At 52.0% G+C, this 19,433-nt stretch carries 17 protein-coding genes and 1 pseudogene; 6 read left to right on the top strand and 12 right to left on the bottom strand.

Annotation, left to right across the window (positions count from 1 at the left end):
* The first annotated feature begins 62 nt into the window (after window positions 1-62).
* Window positions 63-515, top strand: a complete 453-nt coding sequence (locus HBA93_RS15705) for a tellurite resistance TerB family protein (protein ID WP_122094336.1) — start codon at window positions 63-65, stop codon at window positions 513-515.
* Window positions 516-580: 65 nt separating this feature from the next.
* Here the strand turns inward: HBA93_RS15705 and HBA93_RS15700 are convergent, their stop codons facing one another.
* Both HBA93_RS15700 and HBA93_RS15695 read right to left on the bottom strand, forming a co-directional pair.
* Window positions 581-1,630 (bottom strand): P1 family peptidase, encoded by a 1,050-nt coding sequence (locus HBA93_RS15700; RefSeq protein ID WP_221723864.1) that lies wholly within the window; start codon window positions 1,628-1,630, stop codon window positions 581-583.
* A gap of 36 nt (window positions 1,631-1,666) precedes the next feature.
* Entirely contained in the window at window positions 1,667-2,737 is a 1,071-nt protein-coding gene (locus tag HBA93_RS15695) for an ABC transporter substrate-binding protein (RefSeq protein WP_221723863.1), read from the bottom strand.
* A 479-nt stretch (window positions 2,738-3,216) separates the two neighbouring features.
* Between HBA93_RS15695 and HBA93_RS15690 the strand changes: the two genes are divergently transcribed.
* The 3 genes from HBA93_RS15690 (at window position 3,217) to HBA93_RS15680 (ending at window position 5,429) form a co-directional block, all read left to right on the top strand.
* Window positions 3,217-3,759: a flavin reductase family protein gene (locus HBA93_RS15690; RefSeq protein ID WP_121991380.1), complete on the top strand. Its 543-nt coding sequence runs from the start codon at window positions 3,217-3,219 to the stop codon at window positions 3,757-3,759.
* A gap of 108 nt (window positions 3,760-3,867) precedes the next feature.
* The gene (locus HBA93_RS15685; protein WP_221723862.1) at window positions 3,868-4,770 is read left to right on the top strand and encodes an alpha/beta hydrolase; all 903 of its coding nucleotides are present in this window, start codon (window positions 3,868-3,870) and stop codon (window positions 4,768-4,770) included.
* Window positions 4,771-4,940: 170 nt separating this feature from the next.
* Window positions 4,941-5,429, top strand: coding sequence for a hypothetical protein (locus tag HBA93_RS15680; protein WP_286201979.1), 489 nt, complete (start codon window positions 4,941-4,943; stop codon window positions 5,427-5,429).
* A gap of 273 nt (window positions 5,430-5,702) precedes the next feature.
* On the opposite strand, the gene HBA93_RS15675 is transcribed toward HBA93_RS15680, so the two are convergent.
* From HBA93_RS15675 to pdxR, 10 genes are all read right to left on the bottom strand, one after another.
* Window positions 5,703-6,473 carry an ABC transporter ATP-binding protein gene (locus HBA93_RS15675; protein WP_121991379.1) on the bottom strand — a complete coding sequence of 257 codons (771 nt, stop codon included), beginning with the start codon at window positions 6,471-6,473 and terminating at the stop codon, window positions 5,703-5,705.
* On the bottom strand, window positions 6,470-7,306 hold the full coding sequence (locus HBA93_RS15670) for an ABC transporter ATP-binding protein (protein WP_022710891.1): 837 nt from the start codon (window positions 7,304-7,306) through the stop codon (window positions 6,470-6,472). The genes HBA93_RS15675 and HBA93_RS15670 overlap by 4 nt, the downstream gene beginning before the upstream one ends.
* Window positions 7,303-8,232: an ABC transporter permease gene (locus HBA93_RS15665; RefSeq protein ID WP_022710892.1), complete on the bottom strand. Its 930-nt coding sequence runs from the start codon at window positions 8,230-8,232 to the stop codon at window positions 7,303-7,305. Before HBA93_RS15665 ends, HBA93_RS15670 begins: the two co-directional genes overlap by 4 nt.
* Window positions 8,229-9,293, bottom strand: coding sequence for an ABC transporter permease (locus HBA93_RS15660; RefSeq protein WP_022710893.1), 1,065 nt, complete (start codon window positions 9,291-9,293; stop codon window positions 8,229-8,231). The genes HBA93_RS15665 and HBA93_RS15660 overlap by 4 nt, the downstream gene beginning before the upstream one ends.
* 6 nt (window positions 9,294-9,299) lie before the next feature.
* The gene (locus HBA93_RS15655) at window positions 9,300-10,922 is read right to left on the bottom strand and encodes an ABC transporter substrate-binding protein (protein WP_221723861.1); all 1,623 of its coding nucleotides are present in this window, start codon (window positions 10,920-10,922) and stop codon (window positions 9,300-9,302) included.
* Between the two features lie 205 nt (window positions 10,923-11,127).
* Complete coding sequence (locus HBA93_RS15650; RefSeq protein WP_221723860.1) at window positions 11,128-12,192, bottom strand: dipeptidase; 1,065 nt, start codon at window positions 12,190-12,192, stop codon at window positions 11,128-11,130.
* Between the two features lie 375 nt (window positions 12,193-12,567).
* A complete protein-coding gene (locus HBA93_RS15645; protein WP_121991376.1) occupies window positions 12,568-13,206 on the bottom strand; it encodes an outer membrane protein in 639 nt (212 codons plus the stop codon).
* A 201-nt stretch (window positions 13,207-13,407) separates the two neighbouring features.
* Window positions 13,408-14,178: a RadC family protein gene (radC, locus tag HBA93_RS15640; RefSeq protein ID WP_221723877.1), complete on the bottom strand. Its 771-nt coding sequence runs from the start codon at window positions 14,176-14,178 to the stop codon at window positions 13,408-13,410.
* Window positions 14,179-14,454: 276 nt separating this feature from the next.
* Entirely contained in the window at window positions 14,455-15,258 is an 804-nt protein-coding gene (locus HBA93_RS15635) for a YggS family pyridoxal phosphate-dependent enzyme (protein WP_221723859.1), read from the bottom strand.
* 119 nt (window positions 15,259-15,377) lie between these two features.
* A complete protein-coding gene (gene pdxR, locus HBA93_RS15630) occupies window positions 15,378-16,865 on the bottom strand; it encodes a MocR-like pyridoxine biosynthesis transcription factor PdxR (RefSeq protein ID WP_221723858.1) in 1,488 nt (495 codons plus the stop codon).
* Window positions 16,866-17,006: 141 nt separating this feature from the next.
* On the opposite strand from pdxR, the gene HBA93_RS15625 reads away from it, so the two are divergent.
* Both HBA93_RS15625 and pdxY read left to right on the top strand, forming a co-directional pair.
* A complete protein-coding gene (locus tag HBA93_RS15625; RefSeq protein ID WP_221723857.1) occupies window positions 17,007-18,242 on the top strand; it encodes a benzoate/H(+) symporter BenE family transporter in 1,236 nt (411 codons plus the stop codon).
* A pseudogene (gene pdxY / locus HBA93_RS15620) lies at window positions 18,242-19,081 on the top strand (pyridoxal kinase). The gene HBA93_RS15625 and the pseudogene pdxY overlap by 1 nt, the downstream one beginning before the upstream one ends.
* Window positions 19,082-19,433: the final 352 nt, after the last annotated feature.

Genomic DNA, 19,433 nt, shown 5'->3' with positions numbered 1-19,433 from the left:
ATTTGGCCGCAGTCTTGCCAACACTGCATTTCTTAAAAGACTTGCGTTTTTCGGGGACGATGATGAGTGAAACGATTTTTGAGCGTATCAGCGCTTATCTGAGCAAAAAGACTGCTGTGCAGCGCCTGTCGGAGGATCCGGCTCTTGTTTCCGAATTGCTTCTGCTGGTGCGGCTGGTTTTTGCGGACGGACAGAAAAATCAGGCTGAAATGAATGCATTATTGCACATCATGCAGCATGATTTTGATATCAAGCCGGAAGAACTGCCTGAAGTGGCAGATTATCTGAAAACATTCTCCTATGAGACGACCAGTACACAGGCCGCTGCTTTGTTCAGTGAAATGGTGCCGGAACGCCGTCAGTCACTTGTCGGACATCTGCTGACCATTGCAAAAGCGGATAATGAAATTCATCCGGCGGAAAGTGCATTGATTGCCCGTGTGGTTGAGCAGCTGAATGTTACACCGGAAGAGCTGTTTGAGCGCCGCCAGAACAGCGGACAGGTTGAAGATTAAGCACAATCCCATAACGGGATGCTAAACCGAGAAACAGAGCGCGCCCCGACCGGCGCGCTTTTTATTTATTCTCCGCTCGAACTCCAGCACGAGAACAGGTCATTTTCTCTCGGTGCAGCATGATAAACTCCGCGTGCTACAGCGCGTGCCATGGTTGAAGCCGCGGCGGCACAAAGATCGATAAAATCTTCAACCGAGGGTTCAATGCCGCTGGCACCGGTAGCGAGTGCAAAGATCAGATCGCCGTCAAATGGTGTATGCGCCGGCCAGATCGCGCGCGAGTAGCCGTCATGGGCGGCAATCGCCAGACGCTTGGCCTGCGCTTTAGTTAAAACCGCATCGGTGGCAATGGTGCCGATGGTGGTGTTGGCCGCAGGCGGCAGTGCAGTGTCATTGTCGCGGAATTTGATGCGCAGGTCTGTTGCATTCGCAGGCATAGGTGAGGGGTAACCAATACCGCCGAACTCATTATCCTGTTCAAACGGTGCAGCCCAGAAATGCTTTGTATCACCCACAGTGACAGAGCCGACAGCATTGACGGCAACCAGTGCGCCCATGGTCATGCCATTCGGCAGTCTGTGGGAGGCGGAGCCAAGTCCGCCTTTGAAACCGGCGACCAGAGCACCGGCACCGGCACCATAACTGCCAAGTTCAAATTCTTCTGCCGCATTTTCCGCGGCCAGATAGCCAAGCTCGCGATAGGGCGGGTAACGCCCCCAGTCTTTATTGCCGCCATTATGCATGTCAAAGAGAATGGCCGAGGGGACAATCGGAATATGATGGCCTGCCGCTTCAAAACCGATTTTTCTCTCGCGCAAGTAAGCCTGCACACCGGAGGCCGAATCCAGACCGAATGCCGACCCGCCGGAAAGTACAATCGCATTCACGCTTTGCACGGTATTATGGGGCTCCAGCAGATCAGTTTCTCGTGCTCCGGGCGCACCGCCCAGCACTTGCACCGCAGCAGTGGTTTGACGGTCGCAGAGAATAGTCGTGACTCCGGTTTTGATATGCTCGTCCTGCGCATTGCCAACCCGTAGCCCTGCCACATCCGTAATCAGATTTCGCGGGCCGGAAACAGTGGTGTTGTGGCTGTGGCTCAGCGGCTTTGTCATTTTCTGTCCCCCCATTTGGGTTTTCCCATTTTGATTTTATTGTACCGCTTCAAAACCCTTGCCGTTAAAGCGCATCAGCCGGTAGGGATTTTCCCGTCGCAATCCTGCAGGTGTAAAGCTGACGGTGCCGCCGGCTGTTTCAAAGCGGGTTGCATATAAAAGATCGGCAGCGTTTTTTTGCGTTTCTGACGGATCAGTCAGTATCTGCGCGGCAATTTGCAGGGCGCTATAGGCCGGTAATGCATAGCCGTCAGCCAGTATGTCCTGCGTATCCGGTTGCTTTTCAGCCATAGCGGTAATGGCTTTAACTGCACTTTCTGCCGGAGCCTGTGTTGCTCCTTCAGGAATAGCGCTCATCAGCAGCCCTGATGGCAAAGGGGTTTGCGGATCAATGCGCAGAAATGTTTCACTGCCTGCAATTGTCAGAGGCCAGTTTGCTGCTGCTGCACTGCGGGCAATAACCGAAGCATCATTCCCTTCACCGCCAAGCAGAATATGGTTGATACCGGCACGTTTTAACTGTGAGATTAAAGCATTTTGCGAGGTTTGCGACGGACGGTAAGTGTCGGTCAATGCCGGTTCAAGACCACGGGATTTGAAAGCCTGCTGGGTATTGCGCGCAAAATCACGACCCTGCACGGTTCCGTCTTCAATAAGAGCAAAAGGAGCGGTGCGCCAGAGAGGGGCGAGCTTATCCGCGAGAACTGCCGCCGCAAGTTTACGATCCGGCTGCAACCGGAAAATGCCGAAATTCTGTCTGGTTTCCTGCTCAAGAATTGTTGGCTGGCGACTGCCGAGACTGAGAATGGCTATGCCGTCTCGTGCCAGTACCGGTGCCGCACCTTCAAGCGATTCACTGCACAAATAGCCGATAACGACTTTGACTTTTGCCTGTCTGAGTTTCTCGGCTGTGGCGGCATCCTGATCCGCTTTACAATATTCCTGCATATAGACAAGACTGACGGGATATTGGTTTTGTATTTTAGCCGCTTCTGCACCAAGCATGATCTGTTTTGCCAGAGTGGCATAGGGCCCCTCAAACGGTGCAACAATACCGATTTGCAGGGGAGAATTATCAGCCTGTGTCTGGCCGTGAGCGGTGCTCATGATCAGCGCTGATAGTCCGGTACAAAGACAGTAAAGCTTGGCGGCAAGTCTCATGAGATACGGGTTCAACCTTAATAAGAAAATTCTGATCTCAGAGGTAGTGTGTTCTGCATCTGCTTGCAATGGCTTAGTATCTGATCCAAAACCGCCTGACTTGGCTGCAAATGGCAATTTTCTCCGCTTCCGTACTCTCGTATATTAAGTACGCCCCGTGCGGATGCTCAAAAATCACCATTTTCGCTTGTGTCAGTCGCTTTTTGATTCAGATACTTAAACTTGTACTGGCCACACCTACGTAACTGTGCTGATTTTCTGTTGTCGCCTTTAGAATTCTGCTTTTATAGAGCTAAACGACAGTCCTCACTGTCATTTGATTACTCAAATTGAAGAGATGGTACTGTAAAGTGGGCACCGGACGTGTAAGAGGGTGTTGAAATCTTATACGCATTTTATAGTGGTGCACTGGCAGAGCGATATAAATGAATATGGTAAAGTCTATTGTGACGACAAATCAGGCTGTGGATCCGCTGAACTATCGCAATGCGATGAGCCAGTTTGCCGGTGCTGTGAATATTGTGACGACTGACGGTCCGGCCGGACGCCGGGCTCTGACGCTTTCTGCCGGTTGTTCCGTATCGGATAATCCGGCGACCATTCTGATCTGCCTGCAGCGCGTCCATACTGATAATCTGATGTTTATTGAAAATGGTGTTTTTGCTTTTAATGTGCTTCATGCGGGGCAAAAAGATATCGCGGAGGCTTTTGCCGGCCGTAATCATCTGACTATGGAAGATCGTTTTGCCTTAGGTGAATGGGATGTCATGGCGACAGGTTCGCCGGTTCTCAAAGGCGCACTGGCAAGTCTCGATTGCAAGATCATCTCGCGTCAGGATCATGCCACGCACCATGTTCTGTTCGGGGAAGTGCTGGCCTTACGGCAGATTTCTGCGGAACAGTCGCAGGCCGAAGGCAATGAAGCGCTGGTTTATCTCAACCGCTCTTATCATCAGCTCAAAATCTGAAGCCTGTTAATTAAACGAGACTTGGTTTGACAAAAAAGCCCGTGCGCAGCACTCTGCGCGCGGGTATTTTTATTATGAGAATACCGGAGGCTGCAAAGGGAGATTGCAGTGGGAGTTTTGGAAATTTCATTGCGGCCTGCGGGGGCGCTGGTTCTGGCTGCGGGATTATTCTGCTCTGGTACGGTTTATGCGCAACCGCTGTTACAACCTTTCAAAGATGACTTGTTTTCTGCGCAGACCGTGCTGAAAAGCGCCGATGGCGGTAATTATCTCATCCTCGATTACAATGAAATGCGCGACATCAACGGGCGCGATACCATTGTCGAGAAACGCGTACAGGATAAGTATGTCTCGCTGAAAATACGGGCGCAGCAGAAGGATGTCGCTGTGCCGACTGCAGCGGGCGTGGTGAAGACCTATCAGGTTGGTAAATTGACACCGCAGACATCCATGATTGTGCTCTATCTCCATGGTAAAGGCGGCAACCGCCATCAGGGTGTGAATGACTTTACATTCGGCGGTAATTTTAACCGGCTTAAAAATCTGGTGGTACAGGGTGGCGGTGTCTATCTTGCTCCGGATTTTTCGGATTTTGCTGCCAAGGGAACTTCAGAAATTTCCGGATTGATTGCGGCCATGAAGCAGCAGGCACCGCGCGCCAGAGTGATTGTCGCCTGTGGCTCTGCAGGTGGTGTGCTGTGCTGGCAATTGACTGCCGATGCAACGGCGGCGCAGCAGATTGACGGGTTGGCACTGCTCGGCTCGCTCTGGGATGACCAGTTCCGCAAGAGCGTTGCGTTTAAACGTAAGGTTCCGGTTTTCCTAAGCCATGGTAGTCGTGATCCGGTTTTTGCGATTGACAGTCAGGAAGCTTTTTACCGGTCCTTGCGCAAAACAAAGGGCGGATATCCGGTAGTGATGCATCGTTATGAAAGCGGCAATCATGGCACGCCGATCCGCATGACAGACTGGCGGGTGGCATTGAACTGGCTGGTCAGCAAGGCGCCGTAAAATCTGCTGCGGATAATGTCAGTACAGGGCATTTTGACTGTGGAGCATGAAGGATTGTTGGTCAGTGTGACTGTGCTGCCACTCGACATTTGGGAAAAAGCGAATAGGTTCGGCTCAGAAAAAGTGAAGATTTCACAGTAATAACATCTGTTTTATGAATGAGGCATGGTATGCGCACCAGCACAGGTTCCGCAAAACGTTTTGTACTTCTGGCAATGTTTGCTCCGCTGGTTGCCGCCTGTACCACAACATCCAACACAACTCCGGCTCCGACAACGGCTGCTGCACAGGCACCGGTTCCGGTTGCTTCGCAAATGCCGAGCTTCCCGCAATTCGTACGCAGCAATGTAGCGCCTGAACTGGCTAATCCGTGCATTACAGCAGCGGCTAACCGCTATTATATTCCGGAGCGCGTGGTTACTGCTGTAGACAGCCGCCCGGGTGGCGGTGGCAATACGGATGTGATCCTGAAAGTGGATTCCCGTGATGCACGCTGCACCATCAGCGCTAACGGTACCGTGCGTTCTGTTGTTGATACCAGCCCGATGAGTGCCGATCAGCGCGCAGCCAATGAAGCTGCTGCAAAAGCACCTGTAGCAACTCCTGCCAAGGCTGCTCCCGCTAAAAAAGCTGCTGCAAAGCAGAAAAAAGCCAGCTGATTTTTTAGAGCGCCGTGCGCCCTTTCGGGCGCACAAAGGTCGCTCTAACACTTTATATTTACATCATAATTTCACCTTAAACTGATTCAAGTTTAAGGTGAAATTATGATGTAGGCTGAGAAAAAACAAAAAAAGCCGCTCTGTAACAGAGCGGCTTTTTTGTTTGAGAAAATTATTCCGGTAATGGTGCTAACCATCTGAAATCATTGTGTAAATAAAGAAAAGGCCGTGGTCGTGAGACACGCGGCCTGATTTTTTAATGATGTAAGAAAATCAGCGTTTGAAGCCTTCACTGGCAACCATCAGATTGCGGGTATAGTCTTCTTTCAGATTACCCTTGGCGAGATCATCAGCTTTGAGTTTCTCAACAATCGTACCATTCTGCATAACTGCCAGCTCATCACACATATGGGTGATAACTGCGAGATCGTGGCTGACCATAACGAAGGTCAGCTTACGGTCACGACGGATTTGCTCCAGCAGGTTGAGCACTTCCGCCTGAACGGAAGCATCAAGTGCGGAAGTCGGCTCATCCAGCAGCAGAATGCTCGGCTCCACGATGAGCGCGCGTGCAATCGCAATACGCTGACGCTGACCACCGGAAAGCTGGTGCGGATAACGGAAGCGGAAGCCGGAGCCCAAGCCCACTTCATCCAATGCACGGACAATACGCTTCTCCGTGTCTTTGATGCCGTGGATAGCCAATGGCTCAAGCAACAGGCGATCTACGGTCTGGCGCGGGTGCAGGGAACCGTAAGGATCCTGAAACACCATCTGTACCGTGTTATAGAAGGCCTTGTCACGCGGGTTTGGTATTGGCTTACCGTTGACCTCAATCTTGCCGGAAGAGGTTGGTGCCAGTCCTGCAACTGCGCGAAGCAGTGTAGACTTGCCCGAACCGGATTCACCGACCAGACCAAAGGAGGAGCCATTAGCAACCGTGATCGACGCATCTTTCAACGCGTGGAATTCATTGAACAATACATTGAGGTTTTCAATGAACAATGCCGGATGGGCAGATGTTTTTGTACTGGTACCGGTCATACGCTCCACTCCGCCTGACGTTGCAGAGTTGGCAGCGGATGACGGTCAGCGCCGATCTTAGGCATGCAGTTCAGAAGCCCCTGAGTATATGGATGTTTGGCATTGGCCAGATCACTGGCAGCAATTTCTTCCACAATACGACCGGCATACATCACGATAACGCGGTCGCAGAATGAGGAAACCAGACGCAGATCGTGGCTGATAAAGATCAGCCCCATTCCGCGGTCTGCCACCAGCTTGTCGAGAATACCAAGCACTTCAAGCTGAACGGTGACGTCGAGAGCCGAAGTCGGCTCATCGGCGATCAGCAGTTCAGGCTGAGCAATCAGCATCATCGCGATCATTACGCGCTGTCCCATACCGCCGGATACTTCGTGCGGATAGAGATCAAAAACGCGCTCCGGATCACGGATCTGTACCGCTTCCAGCATCTCCAGAGCCTTTTGACGGGCTTCGGATTTTTTGACCGGTGCATGAGCCGAAAGCGTCTCAATAATCTGGCGACCAATGGTCATAACCGGATTGAGCGAATATTTCGGATCCTGCAGTACCATGGCCACGCGGCTGCCGCGCAAAGCACGGCGTTCTTTTGCAGAGATGCCGAGCAGATCAATGCCGTCAAATTCCAGACGCTTGGCAGTGATTTTTGCATGGGGTGGTGTCAGCCCCATAATGGCGCGGCCGGTCTGGGATTTACCCGAGCCGGATTCGCCCACAATACCCAGACGCTCACGTCCCAGCGTGAAAGACACGCCGCGGACAGCTTCAATCGAGCCGGTGCGGGTAGGGAATGATACCCGCAGATCGTCAACATAAAGCAGCTTATCACTCATTGGTTGTTGCCTCGCGGATCAAGAGCGTCACGCAGGCCGTCACCAAGCAGGTTGAAGCCAAGGCTGACAATGAGAATGGCCATGCCCGGCACAGCGGCTACCCACCACTGGTCGAGAATGAAGCGACGGCCGGAAGCAATCATTGCACCCCATTCAGGAAGCGGCGGCTGAGCACCGAGACCCAGGAAGCCAAGACCGGCAGCGGTCAGAATAATACCGGCCATATCCAGCGTCACACGAACGATCAGCGAGGACAGGCAGAGCGGCATAATATGACGGATGACAATACGGGCAGGGGATGCGCCCATCAGCTTCACAGCTGAAATATAGTCCGAATTGCGCAGTGTCAGTGTTTCTGCACGGGCAATACGGGCATAAGGCGGCCATGAGGTAATCGCAATCGCGATAACCGCATTTTCAATGCCGGGTCCCAGAGCCGCAACAAAAGCGAGCGCCAGAATGAGCTTCGGGAAGGCAAGGAAAATATCGGTAATACGCATCAGCAGCGCATCAACCCAGCCACCGGCATAACCAGCTACAGTGCCGACCAGAAGACCGACAGGAGCCGACAGGATAGCAACCAGCAGCACAACATAGAGTGTCCAGCGTGAGCCGTAGATCAGGCGGGAGAGAATATCGCGCCCCTGATCGTCTGTACCCAGCAGATAGCCCGGTGAGCCCATTGGCAGCAGGCGTGAATTGGCCAGATCACCGGAAACCGGTGAATGCGGTGCCAGCCATGGTGCAAAGGCAGCCACGAATACCAGCAGACCGATGATAATCAGGCCGAGTACCGCAAGTTTATTCGCGGTAAAACGGCGCCAGATCATGTAGGAACGGCCGAGTTTGGCTTGTGCACGGGATTGCGGACGCTCAGTGAGCAGCCATTCCCGCCATGTTTCTTTTGGAAGTGTTGTCTCACTCATCGTGCGCGCGTCCGTGGGTCGAGTGTCCGATAGAGCAGATCGGAAAGCAGATTAAGGGCAATAAACACAGAGCCGATGATAATGGTGCCGCCGAGAACAGCATTCATATCAGCGCTTTGCAGAGAATTGGTGATGTACAGACCAAGACCCGGCCATGAGAACACGGTTTCAGTCAGAACCGAGCCTTCCAGCATACCGGCATAGGACAGGGCAATCACAGTCACAAGCGGCACAGCCGCATTGCGCAGGGCATGACCCCAGATGATCTTGGTTTCGCTCAGGCCCTTTGCACGCGCTGCAACGATATATTCCTGATCCAGTTCATTGAGCATGAAAGAACGGGTCATGCGGCTGATATAGGCCAAAGAGAAATAACCGAGCAATGATGCAGGCAGAATGATATGCGAGAGAATATTCCCCAGCGCATCCCACTGGCGCTGAATAATCGCATCCAGCATATAAAGACCGGTGATCGGCGTGAAGGTATATTCATAGGCCACATCAATACGACCCGGACCTGCAACCCAGCCAAGTTTGGCGTAGAAAATCAGCAGACAGATCATGCCGAGCCAGAAAATCGGAACGGAATAGCCGAACAGACCGATAACACGCACCAGCTGATCGATGAAGCTGCCGCGCTTTACAGCCGCGAGCACACCGAGCGGAATGCCGAAGACCGCGCCGATCAGCGTGCCGATTGTCGCCAGTTCCATTGTCGCAGGGAAAACGCGCTTGATGTCAGTCATAACCGGATTGGAGGTCAGAACCGACATGCCGAAATCGCCGGACAGGGCTTTTTGAACATAAATAATGAATTGCTGCCAGATCGGCAGATTTAATCCTAACTCTTCGCGGGTGCGCTCAATAACATGAGCCGGTGCACGGTCACCGAGAATTGCAAGAACCGGATCAATCGGAATGACGCGACCAATGAAGAAGGTCACAGCCAGCAGTCCGAGATAGGTTGTGATGACGACCAGCAAGAAGCTCCCGATCCCGAGAGCCCATTTGCTGATCCGGGCGTTTTTGCGCCCGGATGCTGTAATAGTGGTTACACTCATACCGTATTATTTCTTCGATACGTCGTAGACAGAGTTGGTGGTGAAGGTCACGCCCAGCTTGTAGTTTTCGACATTATTGCGGTAAGCGGCAACTTCAGTCTGCTGAAACAGGATGACAAACGGACCGTCATCAAGCAGTTTCTTCTGCAGGTCGATATACATCTGTGTACGCTTTTCTGTGTCGCGTTCCAGAACAGCCGCTTTGGTTTCCTTGGTCAGCTCAGGAATATCCCACGCGTTGCGCCATGCCAGTGTTTTGGCCGATGCATCGTCTTTATTGTCAGGATTGCTGGCAAAGGTATCCGCATTGGTGTTCGGATCCCAGTAGTCTGTGCCCCACTGACCGATATAGAGATCATGCTTGCGGGCACGGTATTTGGTCAGGGTCTGTTTGCCATCGCCCGGAATGATTTCCATCTTGATGCCGGCCTGAGCAAAAGTCTGCTGAATGGATTCAGCAATACCGGTTACAGGCTGGCTGGAGCGCACATCCATAGTGATGTTGAAACCGTCTTTCAGACCGGCTTTTTCCAGCAATTCCTTAGCCTTGGTTACGTCGAGCTTGTACGGTTTTTCATCCGACGCGCCGAGCAGACCCTTTGGCAGGAATGTCTGGTGCTGAACACCGATATGTTTAATCAGTGTTGATTCAATCGCGCTGTAATCAACGAGATATTTCAGAGCTTCGCGCACTTCAGGCTTGGCCAGAGTTTCATTTTTCTGGTTGAGGCTGAAATAATAAACGGTGCCCTTTGGTGCGGATGCCAGCGAAACACCTTCAGTCTTGGCAATCGCATCAATGTCGCCCGGCTCAAGGTTACGTGCTACGTCGATATCACCTTTTTCAAGCATAAGACGCTGGGTCGCGCTTTCCTTGACATAGCGGTAAATCGCACGCTTCAGCGGGGATTTGTCGCCACGGTAATTATCATTGCGTTCCAGAACAACGATTTCATTGGCGCGCCAGTCGCGAACAATCATCGGGCCTGAACCGGCATAGTTGGTCTTCAGCCAGCCATAGCCGTAATCGCCGTCTTTGGCGTTTTCTTCAACCAGTTTCTTGTCAACAACCGATGCCACGTCAGCGGTCAGGCAGTTCAGCACGAAGCTTGGCGCATAGGACTGGTCAACAGTGATAACCAGTGTATTGGCATCAGTTGCCTTGATCTTCTCTTCCACATTATCCGGCTTGAAACCGAACTGGGTGAGGATGAAAGACGGGCTCTTGTCGATTTTAACAGCACGGATGAGTGAGTAGGCCACATCTTCAGCTGTCAGCGGGTTGCCGGAGGCGAATTTCTGGCCTTCACGGATTTTGAAAGTATAGGTCAGACCGTCTTCGGAAACTTCCCAGCTTTCCGCAACGTCGCCGATGACCTTGGATGCATCATTCGGGTCGAGACGCAGCAGGCGGTCATAGGTGTTGCCGAGGATTTCACCGGTGGAGAGCTCGAAGGATTCCGCCGGATCCAGCGTAATCATGTCATCGAATGTCCAGCCGAGAACCAGCGTATCGGCCGGTGTTGCGGCCTGCACTGCTGCTGCGCTGACAAATACGCCCAGAGCGGCGGTGGCTGCGAGATAACCAAAACGATTTAATGTTTTAATCCCGTTGGATTTTTTAATCATTATATACCCCATATTTCATCCCAAATGATTGGCCGTTCAACGTGCCTGCGATACTGAAAACACGTGTATCGCACCGTGTTGTTTTCTGTCTGCCGACCTAATCCGGCAGAAAGATTTTTATCTATCATATGATTGAATGGCAGGACTCCGCAAGGAGGCTGACACTTGTCGTCAACTGATTGTTTTTGTGCTTTTTTATGATTGCTCAGTGGTGTTCATGCCAGGCGGAGCGCAGCACACGCAACCAGTTTTCACGACAGATTTTCGCAAGATCATCCTCGCCATAGCCCGCTTCACGCAGCGCCTGAACGAGGTTTTGTGTACCCGCAGCATCCGCAATACCCTCCGGTATCGGGCCGCCGTCATAATCCGAGCCGAGAGCCACACCATCGATGCCGACTTTCTTCACCAGATAATCAATATGGCGCACCATATCGCTCATCGGTGTTGCCGTATTCACCTGACCATCTGCGCGCAGCATGGTGGTGACATAGTTGAGGCCGACCAGACCATTGCTCTCAGCAATTGCATCCAGTTGTTTGTCGGTGAGATTGCGTGCAACCGGTGTCAGGGCATGGGCATTGGAATGGCTGGCAATCAGCGGCTGATTGCTGAGTTTGGCCACATCCCAGAAGCCTTTTTCAGTGATATGCGACAGGTCGATCAGTATGCCGAGGCTGTTACAGGCCTTAATCAGTTCCTTTCCGGCATCGGTCAGACCCGGTGCTGTATCCGGGCTCATCGGATAGGAAAACGGTACGCCGTGACCGAAAATATTATGGCGGCTCCAGACAGGACCGAGGGAACGCAAACCGGCCTGATAGAACAGTTCCAGTGCTTTAAGGTCCTTGTCGAGTGCTTCACAGCCTTCCATATGCAGAACGGCTGCAAAATCGCCGTCTGCTATGGCATTGTCGATATCCAGACCGGTACGGCAGATTTTCCATCCGCCTGCACGTTCAAGTTTATAGGCAATGTCAATAAACTCACTGGCAATATCGAAAGAGTAAGTGCGGTCAATCGGTTCGGCCAGAGGTGTATCATAATGGCCGTTGCTGTCCGGCTCGTCGAAAATAGTTTCGCCGGTAGCAGGGTTGGGAATATAAATTGCGCACAGACCACCGGCAAGACCGCCTTTGCGGGAGCGTGGCAGATCAATATGACCCTGCGTGGTTCCCTCGATAAATTCCTTTATCGGATCTTCGCCTTTATTGCGGTTTTCCCAAAGACGAAGCAGCACATCATTATGGCCGTCAAAAACTGCTTGCATGATTAAATTCCCAATTTCCTCAGCCTAACTTTAAAATCAGGGAGCCTGTTCAAGTCAAGCTGCGGGGCAAGCTCTAGCTGTTGACCGGTCACGACGACGCAAAGCAGCGTACAAAAAAGCAGCGAAAATGACGAAGACAAAGCGGAAAATGTATCGAAAAAGTTATTATCCTGACATTAATCAGGCGAATAAATGCAAAATTTGCATAAGTCTATGCTGAAAAAACAATCCATATTCAGAATGGATACGCTTATTCAAGCTTTTGTTTTTTATAATAAAATCAATGTATTTTAGCAAAAAATCAGGAAAAATGAAAAAAGCGCCGTATTTAGCAAAATACGGCGCTTCGGTTTGTTTTGTTCAAATAATCAAGAATCAGAAGCGGTAATTAACGCCGGCTTTCAGAGTATGGGTCTTGAGATTGTTTTCATAACGTGTGTCATTCACGCTGGTTTTTACACCATTATGACGCATGTAGTTATACTCTCCTTTGACAGAGAACGGGCCGGAGAGCTGTTGCTCAACACCAACGCCCATCTGTACGCCACCAGCCCATTTGCTGTCAGATGTAACATTGTCTTTTGGTTTGAAGCGGGTCAGACCATAACCGACTGTACCGTAAACCAGAGTCTTGTCCATGGCATAACCGGCTTTAACCTTGGCTATACCACTCCATGACTGCTGCAGACGGCCGCCATCCTGAATTTTATGTTCCGCTTCACCGAAGTTGCCTTCGAGTTCACCACCATAAACGAAGTTGCCGGACTGGAAGTTCTTACCGGCTACGATGCCGCCCATTGCCGAAGTACGGCTGGAGAACGGGCTTGGTGTTTTGGACGAGGTGGTGCCGAGATGCGCGCCGACATAGTTACCTTCCCATGTCGCAGGCGCATCATAGCTCGATGAACTGTCGTTGTAATTATAGTCATTATTGAAAGCATCTGCTGCGAAAGCAGAAGCCTGGGTAAGTGCCAGCGCGAGTGCTGCTGTGCTGATCAGTGTAAAGTGACGCATAGTCCGGCTCCGTATTTGCCATGAGAGGCAATCTTTGAAATTTGTCTGGCGCACGAGTCATTTTTAGCCTCGCGCCTTTGAGCCGGTTATGCAGGTTAATTGTGACCAATTTGGTTTGTTTATGTCATGTTTCTGTTAAGGCGGTCTTATTGTTTTATTTATAATTAATAATAGGTTAACCTGATTTTTTGTTTTATTTCTTCATATCAGCCCGAGGCCGCGCATGCTGATATGGCCGGCTTTGCCGATGATAATATGATCATGAACTGCGATATTCAGCGGCGATGCAATTGCGATAATCACCTTGGTCATATCAATATCTGCGCGGGATGGTGTTGCGTCACCGGATGGATGATTGTGGAATAAGATCAGCGCCGTAGAAGATAGTTCCAATGCCCGTTTGATGACTTCACGCGGATAGACCGGTGTATGATCGACGGTGCCGATTTGCTGCACTTCATCGGCGATCAGACGGTTTTTCTTATCAAGAAACAGGATGCGGAATTGCTCGCGGTTTTCATAGGCCATAGAGGTCATGCAATAGGTGATAACCTTGCTCCATGAATCGAGAATATCCTTTTTCATGATTTCGCTTTTACCTGACCGGCGGGCACAGGCATTGAGCAATTTGATATCCTGCGCGACGGCTTCACCGCAGCCGGAGACTTCCTGCAATAATTGCGGCTCTGCGCCCAGCACACCGGCAAAACTGCCGAAACGGTTGAGTAAAGCTTTGGCAAGCGGTTTGGTATCTGCCCGCGCAATGGTGCGAAACAACAAAAGCTCCAGTAATTCGTAATCGGCCAGAACTTCGTCGCCGTGATTGTTGAAACGCTCACGCAGGCGCTGACGGTGACCGCTATAATGCGGTTTGGCCTTCTTTGCTGCGACCGGAGGTTTGACTTGTTGTGGCTGTATATAAAAGTCTTGCGGAGGTCGTGAAGATTGGTTCTCTGCCAGTTCATGCAGCATGGACAAGCGATCCGAGGTTTGTTGGACTGCACCAACCTCATCAAAATATTGTAAATGCTCTCTTTCATCTGCAGTCAGAGCATTATTTATATCATCCGCTGGCGGAAGCTGTTTGGCCATACTGCAATGTGCCCCCGAATGCACAGATGGCTACCGTCGGGATGAGCGGTTTCCGCTTACAGATTAAACGGAAAATTTCAGAATGGTCTATCGGAAAATGGGTTTAAAGAAACAGTTTAACAATTTAAGTATTTGATTATATTTCTTAAATTTGTTCTATGGCTGCGCCGGTTCCTGTGTTGTGTCTGTCAGACCCGGCCAGTAAAAAGCGTCCGCAGTCGGCCTTGGGCCAAAGATTGCCTGACCGACGCGGACAATATCTGCGCCTTCTTCAATCGCCGCTTCGAAATCGCCGGACATACCCATAGAGAGTTTGGTGATGCCGGAAAGGCGCTGTGCCACTTGATCGCGCAGGTTGCGCAGCAGCCGGAAGCAAGGGCGCACTTTATCAAGATCAGAGCTGAACAAAGCAAGGGTCATGAGGCCGCGCGGTTTCAGACGCGGATAATCCGGCAGACGCTCAATGAATGGCAGCAGATCATCGGGATGAAGGCCATATTTGCTGATCTCCCCGGATGTATTGACCTGCACAAAAACATCCAGATCTTTGTTTTCACTTTCCAGCCGGCGGTTCAGTTCTTCCGCAAGGCGGATACTGTCGAGCGCATGAAACTCTGTGGCGAAGCGTGTGAGATATTTGACCTTATTGGTCTGGAGATGGCCGATAATGCTCCAGTTAATCGCCAGATCATCGAGTTTCTCACATTTATCGCGGGCTTCCTGAAGTTTGTTCTCGCCAAAATCAGTGATCCCCGCAGCAAAAGCGTAGCGCAGAATATGCGCCGGTACTGTTTTGGTAACAGGCAGAAGACGCACATCTTCCGGTTTGCGGCCACTGCGTAAAGCCGCTGCTGCAATACGCTCCTGAACCAGCTGTAAATTCTCTGCAAAGCGAATTGCGGGTGTTTCACCAAAGCGGGCAATATCTTCGGCAGAAAGGGTGGTGAGCAGCTGATCCATGTCATGTGTCTTTCAGTCGTGCTGCCTTGAGTGCAGGCAAAATACGACACAGAGCATAGTATAGAAATGGCTGGCTTGGACCGGCCACTTTTGAATTCATGGGCAGGCCATTTGAAATTTCAGATTTTGATGTTCTGAAAAGCTGTTTTAAGTTTTTTAACGGCGGTTTCCAGTTCCGTTGGCGTATAGGCCGCAAACCCCATCAGAAATCCGGCTCTGCCGGTGCCGGAAGCATGAAGCGGGGAGAGCCCCAGCAGTTCAACACCAACACGTCTTGCAGCATCAATAGCTGCACGCTCCGATAGGTCGCAAGTGAGCAGGCACGGCATTTGCAACCCGCCGATCGGCACACGTGGTTCAATAAATTCGCTCAGATGTATCCCGACGAGCTTTGTCAGAACTTCGAGGCGCTCGGCATAGATATTGCGCATGGTGCGGATATGGGCACCGAAATGTCCGCCTTCCATAAAACGGGCAAGGGTGAGCTGCGTGAGCGATGCTGTGTGGCCGTCGAGCAGAGTGCGCGCAGTCGTCATAGGTTTAACTAGTTGTGGCGGCAGTACGATGTAACCGATACGCAAACCCGGAAACAGAGACTTGGTAAAAGTGCCGATATAGATGGTGCGGTCATGGGGATCGAGCCCCTGCACACAGGCTGTGGGCTTGCCGGTATAGCGAAACTCGCTGTCATAATCGTCTTCGATAATCCATGCTTGCTGACGGGATGCCCATTCGATCAAGGCCAGACGCCTGTCCAGAGCCAGTGTTACACCGGTCGGAAACTGATGGGATGGGGTGAGAAAGACAGCTTTGGCTCTGAGCGGATCTTCGAGAATATGCTCGGCAACTATGCCCTGTCGGTCGACGGCAACGGGGACAGGGATCAGACCGGCGGCATCAAAAGCTCTGCGCGCGCCGTAATAGACCGGATCTTCTATAAAAATACTGTCGCCTGCATCCAGCAACATATTGGCACAAAGCGTGAGTGCTTGTTGTGAACTGGTCAGCACCAGCACACGGTCGGCCGTTGCGCGGGCACCACGCTCCAGATTGACATAATCGGCTATTGCACGGCGCAGCGGCTCAGTGCCTTGCGGATTGCCGTGCAGCAGCGCTTGCGTGCCGGTTTCTTTGAGAACCTGTCGTTCCAGTCGCTCCCAGAGTTGAATCGGAAAGCTGCGGGTTTCCGGCAGACCCGGTGCAAAGGGGCGGGGAATCAGCTGTTCACGGACGCCGCCGCTGCGAAACATGGCATTGCCGCGTTTGCTCAGGTTCGGTGCCTGATTGCGTGCAAGCGCATCGCGTTGCGAGAGCCTGCGCCCCGCCGAGAAGTCGGTCATCTCGGCCACGAAACTGCCACTGCCGACGCGACGCTCAATAAAGCCTTCTGCATGAAGCTGGCTGTAGGCAGCCTCAATCGTATCACGTGATACGCCCAGTGATGCGGCCAAAGCACGGGAGGCGGGAAGCGGTTTTCCCGGAACCAAAGCCCCGTTGACGATCAGCTGGCGGATAGCGCGCTGTATCCGTGCATGAAGCGGCATTGCTGCATTCGCCGGATGGCCGATCCATGCTTTGACAGATTCAAGTTGGGAGTGCCTGAACAATTGGTCTGGATCCGATGCAATAAGTGGATGGAGATAACAGACCATTCGCAGGTTAAAAGTCAAGCGCATCATGACGAACCTGTAATCTGCTGCTTTTACACAGAACCGGCAGAGCCGCAGCCATATTAGAAAGCCTGCTTTATGACCCAGACTATTCCGCCACCGTCTCCGTTGCGTTTCAGCGATCTGCCCCATCCGATTGTTGCAGGGCTGATTTCTGTGATTGTCAATTACGGGGGAACTTTTATTCTCGTATTTCAGGCGGCAAAGATTGCCGGTCTCAGCCCTGAACTGACTGCGTCATGGGTCTGGTCTGTGTCTATCGGTGTCGGTGTAACGGGGCTGATGCTGAGCTGGCATTTTCGCGAGCCGATTATCACTGCATGGTCAACACCGGCGGCGGCCTTTCTGGTCACAGCACTCGCCACAACGCCTTATGCGGAGGCAGTCGGTGCTTATATTATCTCGGCGCTTGCTTTTGTCGTGCTGGGGCTTTCCGGTACATTCGAGAAAGTGATCCGACTTATTCCTGCCAGTATCGCTTCCGGTCTGCTGGCCGGTATTTTGCTGCAATTCGGTATTGGTGCATTTGGTGGCGCAACCATTGATCCGCTGCTCGTTGGCGGGCTGATTGTGGCTTATGTGTTGCTCAAGCGTTTCACTGCCCGCTATGCGGTAGTTGGGATTTTGGTGCTTGGCATTGGTTTTTTGCTGGTACAGGGGCGGGTGGATTTCTCTAATTTGAGCCTCACGCTTGCGGCTCCGGTGTTTACAATGCCGGTCTTCTCGCTGAATGCATTGCTGAGTGTTGCCCTGCCGCTGTTCCTCATCACGCTGACCGGCCAATATATGCCGGGCATGCTGGTGCTGCGGAATGACGGCTTTAAAACCAGTGCCAATCCGATTGTCACAGTCACCGGTCTTGGTTCACTCATCATGGCACCATTTGGCTCCCATGCTTTTAATATTGCTGCGATTACGGCTGCGATTGCTACAGGCCGTGAAGCACATGAAGATCCGCGCAAACGCTGGATTGCCGGTATTGCGGCAGGTTGCTTCTATGTGCTTGTCGGTGTGTTCGGTGTCACACTTGCTGCGGTCTTTATGGCTTTTCCGGCAACATTCATCACTACGCTGGCTGGTCTTGCTTTGCTCGGTACTATTGGCGGCAGTCTGGCAGGTGCGCTGGCTGATTCGAAAACCCGTGAAGCGGCATTGATCACCTTTCTGGCCTCTGCTGCCAATATTAATTTGCTGGGTATTGGCGGGGCATTTTGGGGACTGGTGATTGGTCTGGTTGCCTATATTCTGCTGAACGGACAGTTGCCGAAGCGGAATCGTGAAGCGCTGGTCGCTGCCAAAGAAGGAGTAAAGTGATGTCATCCCCGTTATCAATGCAGACCTCGGTCATTTCGATCTAGAGTCAGGTTGTTTATGGTCATGTCGGCAATAGTGCTGCGGTGCTGCCAATGCAGGCGCGGGGGCTTAATGTTGCGGCAGTGCCGACGACATTACTCTCCAACCATCCGGGTTATGAAACTATGCGCGGGCGTGTTCTGGAACCGGAACTGGTAAGCGATTTGTTGCGCGGGGTTGAAGAGCGCGGACTGATCAGCACCAGCCGTTATATTGTTTCCGGCTATCTGGGATCGCGTGCCAATGGCGAGGTTGTGGCGGATTTTGTCAAACGGGCGCGCAAGATCAATCCTGATATCATCTATATTTGTGATCCGGTGATGGGCGATACGGGGCTCGGGGTATTTGTGGCCGATCAGGTGATGGAATGTATCATCAATGAGCTGGTGCCGCTGGCTGATCTTCTGACACCCAATCAGTTCGAAGTCGGGCTGATCACCGGAAGCGACGCTTTATCCTTCGATATTTTGAAGGAAAAGGTGCGTCAGATACAGGCATTTAACAATGCGCGACTAGTAGCAACGGGCTGTGTGTTTCCCGATACGCCCTATGGCTCACTGGAGAATGTGGTGTTTGAAGGCGGGGAAGAGACAAGGCTGACTTCGCCGCGTGTGCCGATTGTACCGGTGGGGACCGGCGATCTGTTCACCGGCCTGCTAACCGCCAATCTGGCGCATGGAAGTACTTTGACAGAAGCTGCCCGCAATGCCGCGTCAACCGTGCTCAATGTTGTCGGGCGCACTGCTGAACAGGGCGAACATGAGATGCAGTTGGGGAGTGCGATTGAATGTCTGATCTAAAAGTCGCCCGACTTGGCTGCAAATGGCAATTTTCTGTGCTCCGGTACTCACGTACACATGGCGCCGCACGTCCGTAGGACGTGCAAAGGCCGCCATGAACTTTAGTTGCTGCATAATCTTATCTTTCATCAATATGTGAAAGGATTATGCAGAGGTACGATCCGTTCCGGTGCTCGCAAATCACCATTTTCGCTGGCGTCTGCCGCTTTTTGATTCAGACATTTAATGCAGGATCATGGCCGCGATATCGGGAGATATCGCGGCCATTTTGTTATTTTGAAGTGGTTGTGTAGAAAACCCCCCCCGCCCCCCCCCCCCCCCCCCCCCCCCCCCCCCCCCCCCCCCCCCCCCC

This window comes from Ochrobactrum sp. SFR4 (genome assembly GCF_019730395.1).
Classification (GTDB): Bacteria; Pseudomonadota; Alphaproteobacteria; order Rhizobiales; family Rhizobiaceae; genus Pseudochrobactrum.
This window is presented reverse-complemented; position numbering and strand designations above follow the sequence as displayed.